This is a genomic window from Streptomyces sp. NPDC051243, assembly GCF_044455405.1.
Classification (GTDB): Bacteria; Actinomycetota; Actinomycetes; order Streptomycetales; family Streptomycetaceae; genus Streptomyces.
Genome location: NZ_JBITES010000035.1, coordinates 1 through 8,277 on the forward strand (window position 1 = coordinate 1; position 8,277 = coordinate 8,277).

The window sequence follows — 8,277 nt, forward strand, 5'->3', positions numbered from 1 at the left end:
CCCCCCCCCCCCCCCCCCCCCCCCCCCCCCCCCCCCCCCCCCCCCCCCCCCCCCCCCCCCCCCCCCCCCCCCCCCCCCCCCCCCCCCCCCCCCCGGGGGATTTGGGTTCGTGTGCGGCTGCGGGTTGTGTGTGGCTGGTCGCGCGGTTCCCCGCGCCCCTTGCGGGCGTGCAGCGCACGCGCCTCCAGGGGCGCGGGGAACCGCGCGAGCAACCACGAACCACCCGCGGCCGCCACCGCACCGAACGCCCTGAGTCTTCAGGCGCACCGCCTCACGCTCATCGCGCGAGTTCCGACTCGGCAATCGTCCTCAGCCGCGCCCCACCCCCACGTGACTCCCGCGCCTGCTCCAGCCGCAACCGCGCCGAACGCCCCCTCAACGTCAGGGTCATCAGCTGGTTGCCGAACCACGGGCCGCCCGTGCGGCGCCAGTCGATCGGCGGTCGCGGGCAGCTGCCGTGGCCGGCGAACCGGCGGCCCAGCCAGCGGCCCGCGCCGCTCCAGCCGAAGCGGAAGCCGAGCCGGATCGCCAGGTGGATGGCGTTGTGGACCGGCGAGCAGGTCAGCTGGAAGACCCGGGCGTCGGGCCCCGCGCCCTGCGGCCAGCTCGGCTCGGCCACGTACGCGTGATGCACGTCCCCCGACAGCACGCACACCGTCGCCGGCGCCCCGGCCCCCGACCCGGCCTCGGCGATCAGCTCCGCCAGCGTGTCGAAGGACGAAGGGAACGCCGCCCAGTGCTCCAGGTCCGCCCGCCGCCGCACATCCTCACCGAACCGCGCCCAGCGCTCCCCGCGCTCGCCCCGGCACAGGGCGGCGTTCCATGCCTCGGCGTCGTGCACCAGGTGCGGCAGCAGCCACGGCAGCGACGTACCGATGAGGAGGTGGTCGTACGAGCCACGCGCGTCCAGCGCCTGCTCGCGCAGCCACCGCTCCTCGCCGGGGTCGAGCATGGAGCGCGCGCCCTCGTCGAGCACCCGAGCGGCCCGGGTGTCCACCATCAGCAGCCGTACCCGGCCGAAGTCGCGCCGGTAGCTCCAGCGGACGGAGGCGGGGTCGGCATCGGCCTTGCAGGCGAAGGAGCGCAGCACGTCGGTGGCGTCGGGGGTGTCGCGTACGGCGGCGTAGAGCGGGTCGCCGGCCAGCTCGGCCGGGGAGAGGTTGCCGAGGTGCTGGTGCACCCAGTACGACATCAGGCCGCTCAGCAGCCGCTCGCGCCACCACGAGGTGGCCCGCATGTCGGCGAGCCAGGCGGCGGAGGTGTTCCAGTCGTCGATGACGTCGTGGTCGTCGAAGATCATGCAGCTCGGCACGGTGGACAGCAGCCAGCGCACCTCGGGGTCGAGCCAGGACTCGTAGTAGAGGCGGGTGTACTCCTCGTAGTCCGCGACCTCGTTGCCCGGCGGCTCGCTCAGGTCGCGTCGGGCGGCCAGCCAGCGCCTGGTCGCCTTGGAGGTCTCGTCGGCGTACACCTGGTCGCCCAGCAGCACCAGCACGTCCGGCCGTTCACCGTCCGGGTCGGCCGCGATCCGGGCGGCCAGTGTGTCGAGCGCGTCCGGCCCGACCGGGTCCTTCTCGCCGGCATGGGGGTCCCCGCTGTTCGAGCGAAGCCGAGAACTTGGGGGAGGCGCGGCCCAGCGGCAGGAGCCGAAGGTCAGGCGGACGGGGTCGCCGATGGGGGCACCTCCCGCTCGAGCGGAGCCGGGAGTGGGGGACGGGGTGCGGATGAGGGAGGGCGGGAAGGGCGAGTCGGGGAGCGGCCACACGGGCGTGCCGTCGAGCAGGACCTCGTACGACTGTGCCGTGCCCGGGGTGAGGCCGGTCACCGGGACCAGGGCGTAGTGGTGCCCGGCGACCTGGAACGTACGGGACGCGCCATGGGCTCCGTGCGCACCGCGCACCTCGGCCGTGCACGGACGGCTCGCCTCGACCCAGACGGTCGCGGACGAGCCGTCGGCGTACCTCAGCAGTGGACCCAGGCGCAGTTCGGCCACGTCGATGCCCTCCTCCGTCGCCCCGTACGGTACGGAACGACGGAGGGGAACGGCGAGGTTCCGCGGATCACGGTTTGCCGAACTCCGGCGGTATCGCGTCGGACGGCGGTCAGCAGCTCGCGAGGTAGTTCGTGAGGGCGGACTTCTCCGCCGAGTCGACCGAGAGGTCGTAGTAGTACTTCACCTGCACCCAGGCGCGCACGTAGGTGCAGCGGTAGGCCGTGCGCGACGGCATCCAGGTGGCCGGGTCCTGGTCGCCCTTGGCCTGGTTGACGTTGTCCGTGACAGCGATCAGCTGCGGCCGGGTCAGGTCGTTGGCGAAGGCCTGGCGGCGGGAGGTGGTCCAGCTGTCGGCGCCGGAGTCCCAGGCCTCGGCCAGCGGGACGAGGTGGTCGATGTCGACGTCGGAGGCGGCGGTCCAGGTGGCGCCGTCGTACGGGGAGTACCAGCTGCCGCTGGTGGCGGCGCAGGAGGAGTCCTGGACGACGTTCGTGCCGTCGCGCTCGAGGACGACCTCGCGGGTGTTGCAGGTGCCGGACTGGGTGATCCAGTGCGGGAAGAGGTCGCGGCTGTAGCCGGTGCGGTCCTCGGTGGCCACGGTGAGCGAGGCGAGGTAGGTGCGGGCGGTGGCGGCGCTGACGGGGGTGGGGAGCGCGGCGGAAGCGGTCGGGCCGTTGAAGAGCCCGACGGAGGCTATGACACCGGTCAGCGCCGCGAGTATGCTGACGCGTTGACGCGCGTAGAACTTCGACATGACGAACTCCCTTGGGAGGCGGGGGTGTTGGCGGGCGAGCGATGGAATGCTCGTCACGCCGCGTTGCGGGGAAGTGTGCGTCCGGTAAGAAGTTAATGACGCGTACATGACATAACAAGGTTTACGGCGAAACGATCTCGTATGATGGTGGGCGCAGAAGGGGAGTAGCTCTTCGCCGGACCGTCGACATACTGCTCAGCTCGTCTGAGCCGGCGCCCGGAGGCGGACCTCGTTTCGTTCGGGGTCGGCCAGCGAGACCTTCGGCAAGCAGTGCACGCCCGTGCTGTACGGCACGGGCGCCGAGTGTGCTGCCGTGCCGAGGTGTCGTAGCGCGATGATCGCAGTGACAATGCTCTCGGTGGGGCGGCCCCGACCGATTGAGGAACCTTGATCAGCTTTACCGTGACGGCGGTCGTCTTCGGCGTCGTCTTCCTCGCCGAACTGCCCGACAAGACCGCGCTCGCCGGGCTCGTCCTCGGTACGCGCTACCGCGCCTCGTACGTCTTCGCCGGTGTCGCCGCCGCGTTCGCCGTCCACGTCGCGCTGGCCGTGGCGGCCGGCAGCGTGCTGACGCTCCTGCCGCAGCAGATCGTGCAGGCGCTCACCGGTGTGCTCTTCCTGGGCGGTGCCGCCGTGCTGCTCATGAAGCGGGACGAGGACGAGGAGGAGATCCGCAAGCCGGAGAACCAGTCCTTCTGGAAGGTGTCCGGGGCCGGGTTCATGCTCATCCTGGTCGCCGAGTTCGGGGATCTGACGCAGATCATGACGGCGAACCTCGCGGCGCGGTACGACGATCCGCTGTCGGTCGGGCTCGGTGCGGTGCTGGCGCTGTGGACGGTGGCGGCGATCGGGATCGTCGGCGGGAAGGCTCTGATGCGGCGGGTGCCGTTGCGGCTGATCACCAAGGTGGCGGCGTTGGTGATGCTTGGGTTGGGTGCCTGGAGTCTGTGGGAGGCGATCGCCGGCTGACGTGTCTGTCGCTGTGTCGCTGTGTCGCGGTGTCGCGGTGTCGCGGTGTCGCGGTGTCGAGCTGAACTGTCGGTGAACGGTTTCCGGAGGCGGTGGCGCGATCGGGGATCGGTTTTGTACCGTGGGGGAACAAAGTGGCTCCCGCCCGTTTTCCCTGACCGGCGGGCGGGACCACCTTGTCCCTCCGGGGCCACTCTGTTCCCCGGCGCCCCTCGCTTTGGAGCTGCCGATGCCGGCCACCACCGTGCCCGCCGTGCCCACCGTCCTCACCGCCCGTGCCCTCCTGCTCGACATGGACGGCACGCTCGTCAACTCCGACGCCGTCGTGGAACGCATCTGGCGTCGCTGGGCCGAACAGCACGGGCTGGACGGGGACGAGGTGATGACGGTCGTGCACGGGCGGCAGGGGTACGCCTCGATGGCCCTGCTGCTTCCCGACCGGCCGATGGAGCAGAACCACGCCGACAACGCGCGCATGCTCGCCGAGGAGACGGCGGACGTGGAGGGCGTGGTGCCGATTCCCGGGGCGCCGGAGTTTCTGGCGTCCTTGCGGGGGGTGCCGCATGCACTGGTGACATCGGCCGACTTGGCGCTGGCTACGGCGCGGATGGGTGCCGCCGGGTTGGAGATGCCGGAGGTGCGGGTGACGGCGGAGTCGGTGGGGGCGAGCAAGCCGGACCCCGAGGGGTTTCTGAAGGGGGCGGCCGAGCTGGGGGTCGCGCCCGCGGATTGCGTGGTGTTCGAGGATTCCGGGGCGGGGATCCAGGCTGGGCGGGCTGCTGGGATGCGGGTTGTGGGGGTCGGTCCTCGTGCCGGGTTCCATGAGCCGGACGTGGTGGTCGGGGATCTGCGGGAGGTGCGAGTCGAGGCTGTGGGGGACGGGCTGGTGCGGGTGTACGTCAGGTAGCGGTGGGTGGGGGCTGGCGCGGGGGCTCGGGACAGTCGGCGTGAGTGTGCCTACCTCAGGGGCGCGGGGAACTGCGCGACCAGCCACCTACTGCCGCAGTCGCCACCGCCCCCAACCCCCGAGCTCTCGGGCGGCCCGCGTCACGGCTCGCTCGTTTCCGACTCCAGCGACTCCCTCGTCGCCACGTCGTACACGCCGTACTCCTCCACCTGCACCCCCCGCGCCCACTGATACCTGGCGACCGCGTCCTCGACGCCCTCGTTGAAGTTGCCCCTGGCCTCCCTCGTGTAGAGGCCGAGTTGGGTCAGGCGGAGTTCGAGTTCCGTGACCTCCGGCCCCCGGTCGCCGCGGCGCAGCGTCGGTGGTGTGGTCTCGAGGGCGGCGGATTCCTCCTGGGGGGTGGGGCGCGCGGAAGACGGAGCCGTCGTCGGTTGCGTCGAGCGGGGCGGCGTGGGGGACGCACTCGACCTCGACGGTGACGGGGAGGCGCTCTGCGTCGTTGGCGAGGGTGCGGACGCGGTCGCGGACGCGGCCGGCGGTCCCGACGGCGTCGACCGCCCGCCGGGCGACGGCTCCCGCGGCGCCTCGCTCGTCGACGGGGCGGCCGGGATGCTCGGCCGCACCTCGTCCGGGAGCGCCGTGTCCCGTGTCGGCTTCTCGTAGCTGAGCATGCCGCTCGCCAGCCCCGCCGCGGCCAGTACGGCCACCAGTGCCCCGCCCGCGCCGAGCAGTGCCGTACGGCGGTGCCGACGGGTCTGGCGCGGGTCGGCGACTTCGTGGGCCCCGTCATGGGAACCCGTCGCCGGCTCGAACAGGCTCAGGTCCCGGGCGCTCGGTGCCGCCGGCGGAGGTGACAAGGGGGAGGGGGGCGGCGCGACCGGCGGTACGGGGCGCAGCGGCATCGTTTCGTCCGTGCCGCCCTCCAGTTCCACGTATGGCCGTATCCGCAGCGGATCGAAATCCTCCGCCGCGGCCGCCTCCGCCGTACGGGCGTCTCTCAGGGCCTCGGACGCGCGTGGGCCGCAGCCGCACGACGGGGTGTTGTCGGCCGTTCTCGGCGTCCCGCACTCCGGGCACCTGCGGTCCGTCGGGCGCCCCGGGTCGTCCTGACCCTCCGCTCCCGCTGTTCCCCTCGACTCGCTCACGTGTTCGCCCCTCCCCTCGTGAACTCCCCAGGTTATGCAGACGTTCCTCACCTGGTCTCCCCAACCCCCGGAATAACCGATTCCAAAGGGACTCGACAGGCCATAACGGGGTGAAGCGATCACGATGGAGGTGCATGGGAGGTGTAACGACGGCCTCGGGAGGTCCTCATGGGCGGGGATGCGCACGGTATGACGGGAAATGTGCGTGGCGCGCAGCCCCCGAGGCGGGGAATCGAGACGCACGAGAACGTGCCCGGCAACGTCCTCGTCTCCATCGGCGCGCTGCTGCTCGGCATGCTGCTCGCCGCCCTCGACCAGACCATCGTGTCGACCGCCCTGCCGACCATCGTCAGCGACCTCGGCGGGCTGGAGCACCTGTCCTGGGTCGTGACCGCGTATCTGCTCGCGTCCACCGCCGCGACTCCGCTGTGGGGCAAGCTCGGTGACCAGTACGGCCGCAAGCGGCTCTTCCAGATCGCGATCGTGATCTTCCTCGTCGGTTCCGCGCTGTGCGGCATGGCCCAGGACATGGCTCAACTCATCGCCTTCCGGGCCGTTCAGGGGCTCGGGGGCGGCGGGCTGATGGTGCTGTCGATGGCGATCGTCGGTGACATCGTGCCGCCCCGTGAACGGGGGCGGTACCAGGGGCTGTTCGGTGCGGTGTTCGGGGCGAGCAGTGTGCTGGGGCCGTTGCTCGGTGGGGTGTTCACGGAGCATCTGAGCTGGCGGTGGGTCTTCTACGTCAATCTGCCCGTCGGGATCGTCGCGCTCGCCGTCATCGCCACCGTGCTGCGGATTCCGCACCGGGCGACGCGGCATGTCATCGACTACCTCGGTACGTTCCTCATCGCGTCCGTCGCCACCTGTCTGGTGCTGGTGGCGTCCCTCGGGGGGACGACGTGGGGCTGGGGATCGGTGCAGATCGTCGGGCTGGCGCTGCTCGGGATTGTGCTCGCCGTCGCGTTCGTGGCCGTGGAGCGGACGGCGGCCGAACCTGTGCTGCCGCTCAAGCTGTTCCGGGTGCGGACGTTCACGCTGTCCGCGGTCATCAGCTTCATCATCGGGTTCGCGATGTTCGGCGCGATGACCTATCTGCCGACGTTTCTGCAGGTCGTACAGGGCGTCAGTCCCACCATCTCCGGGGTGCACATGCTGCCGATGGTCGTCGGCATGCTGTTGTCGTCGACGGGTTCCGGGCAGATCGTCAGTCGTACCGGGCGCTGGAAGGTGTTCCCGATCGCCGGGACCGGGGTCACCGTTCTGGGACTGCTGCTGCTTCACCAGCTCCACATGGACAGCTCCACCGGGGAGATGAGCGTCTACTTCTTCGTGTTCGGGCTGGGTCTCGGGCTGGTCATGCAGGTGCTCGTGCTGATCGTGCAGAACGCCGTGTCGTACGAGGATCTCGGCGTCGCCACGTCCGGCGCGACGTTCTTCCGGTCCATCGGGGCCTCGTTCGGCGTCGCCATCTTCGGCACGGTCTTCGCGGGCCGGCTCGACGACAAGCTCGTGGAGGCGTTCCGCGGAGTGCGGCTTCCCGCCGGTGTGTCGCTGGAGGGGCTGGAGGCGGACCCCCGGGGCATCGCCGAACTGCCGGCTGGGTTGCGGCCGGGGGCGCTGGAGGCGTACGCGTCCGCGATCACGGACGTGTTCCTCTACGCCGCTCCGGTCGCGCTGCTCGGGTTCGTGCTCGCCTGGTTCCTGCGGGAGGACAAGCTGCGCGGGTCGGTCACGGCTCCCGATGTCACCGAGACGCTGGCCAGCAATCCGGTCGAGCGGTCGTCGTACGACGAGGTGTGCCGGGCCTTGTCGGTGCTGGGGACGCGGGAGGGGCGGCGGGAGGTGTACCGGAAGATCACCGAGCGGGCCGGGTACGACCTGCTGCCCGCGGCCGGCTGGCTGCTGCTGCGGATCAAGCGGTACGGCTGGGTGGAGCCGGCGGTGCTCGCCGAGCGCAGTGCCGTGCCGCTGACCGTCGTGCTCGATGCGGCGCGGCAGGTGGAGGAGCGGGGGCTGGCCGTGCGGGAGGGGCTGGATCTCGTGCTGACCGATCGCGGGCGGGAGGTCGCCGAGCGGTTGGCCCGGGTGCGGGAGGAGTCGCTGGCCGAGTTGCTGGGGGACTGGTGGGGGCCGGATCGGCCCACCGATCTGATCCAGTTGGTGAAGGAGCTCAACGAGGAGTTGTGCGGCTCGGACCGTGAGCAGCCGGGGGCCTCCGGCGGTTAGGCCGGGGTGCCTGCGGCGGCCTGCTGGTGTTTGGTGGGGGTGTGTGTGGTGGCTGCGGTGGTCTGCTGGTGTTTGGTGGGGGTGTGTGTGGTGGCTGCGGTGGTCTGCTGGTGTTTGGTGGGGGTGTGTGTGGTGGCTGCGGTGGTCTGCTGGTGTTTGGTGGGGGTGTGTGTGGTGGCTGCGGTGGTCTGCTGGTGTTTGGTGGGGGTGTGTGTGGTGGCTGCGGTGGTCTGCTGGTGTTTGGTGGGGGTGTGTGTGGTGGCTGCGGTGGTCTGCTGGTGTT

Annotated in this window: 7 protein-coding genes; 3 read left to right on the forward strand and 4 right to left on the reverse strand. The window is 71.1% G+C overall.

Annotation, left to right across the window (positions count from 1 at the left end; translation table 11 throughout):
• Positions 1–277 precede the first annotated feature (277 nt).
• Both ACIBAG_RS45550 and ACIBAG_RS45555 read right to left on the reverse strand, forming a co-directional pair.
• A complete protein-coding gene (locus ACIBAG_RS45550) occupies positions 278–1,993 on the reverse strand; it encodes an alkaline phosphatase D family protein (RefSeq protein WP_399114035.1) in 1,716 nt (571 codons plus the stop codon).
• A gap of 109 nt (positions 1,994–2,102) precedes the next feature.
• Positions 2,103–2,747: an HNH endonuclease family protein gene (locus ACIBAG_RS45555; protein WP_399114037.1), complete on the reverse strand. Its 645-nt coding sequence runs from the start codon at positions 2,745–2,747 to the stop codon at positions 2,103–2,105.
• A gap of 387 nt (positions 2,748–3,134) precedes the next feature.
• Between ACIBAG_RS45555 and ACIBAG_RS45560 the strand changes: the two genes are divergently transcribed.
• A complete protein-coding gene (locus tag ACIBAG_RS45560) occupies positions 3,135–3,716 on the forward strand; it encodes a TMEM165/GDT1 family protein (RefSeq protein WP_399114039.1) in 582 nt (193 codons plus the stop codon).
• A gap of 229 nt (positions 3,717–3,945) precedes the next feature.
• Entirely contained in the window at positions 3,946–4,623 is a 678-nt protein-coding gene (locus tag ACIBAG_RS45565; protein WP_399114041.1) for an HAD family hydrolase, read from the forward strand.
• 140 nt (positions 4,624–4,763) lie between these two features.
• Here the strand turns inward: ACIBAG_RS45565 and ACIBAG_RS45570 are convergent, their stop codons facing one another.
• Positions 4,764–5,768: a peptidoglycan-binding protein gene (locus ACIBAG_RS45570; protein WP_399114043.1), complete on the reverse strand. Its 1,005-nt coding sequence runs from the start codon at positions 5,766–5,768 to the stop codon at positions 4,764–4,766.
• Positions 5,769–5,957: 189 nt separating this feature from the next.
• On the opposite strand from ACIBAG_RS45570, the gene ACIBAG_RS45575 reads away from it, so the two are divergent.
• Positions 5,958–7,994, forward strand: a complete 2,037-nt coding sequence (locus ACIBAG_RS45575; RefSeq protein WP_399114045.1) for a DHA2 family efflux MFS transporter permease subunit — start codon at positions 5,958–5,960, stop codon at positions 7,992–7,994.
• On the opposite strand, the gene ACIBAG_RS45580 is transcribed toward ACIBAG_RS45575, so the two are convergent.
• Positions 7,991–8,277, reverse strand: a 287-nt coding sequence (locus tag ACIBAG_RS45580) for a hypothetical protein (RefSeq protein ID WP_399114047.1), incomplete at its 5' end; no start/stop codon positions are given. The two genes, ACIBAG_RS45575 and ACIBAG_RS45580, sit on opposite strands and share 4 nt — an antisense overlap.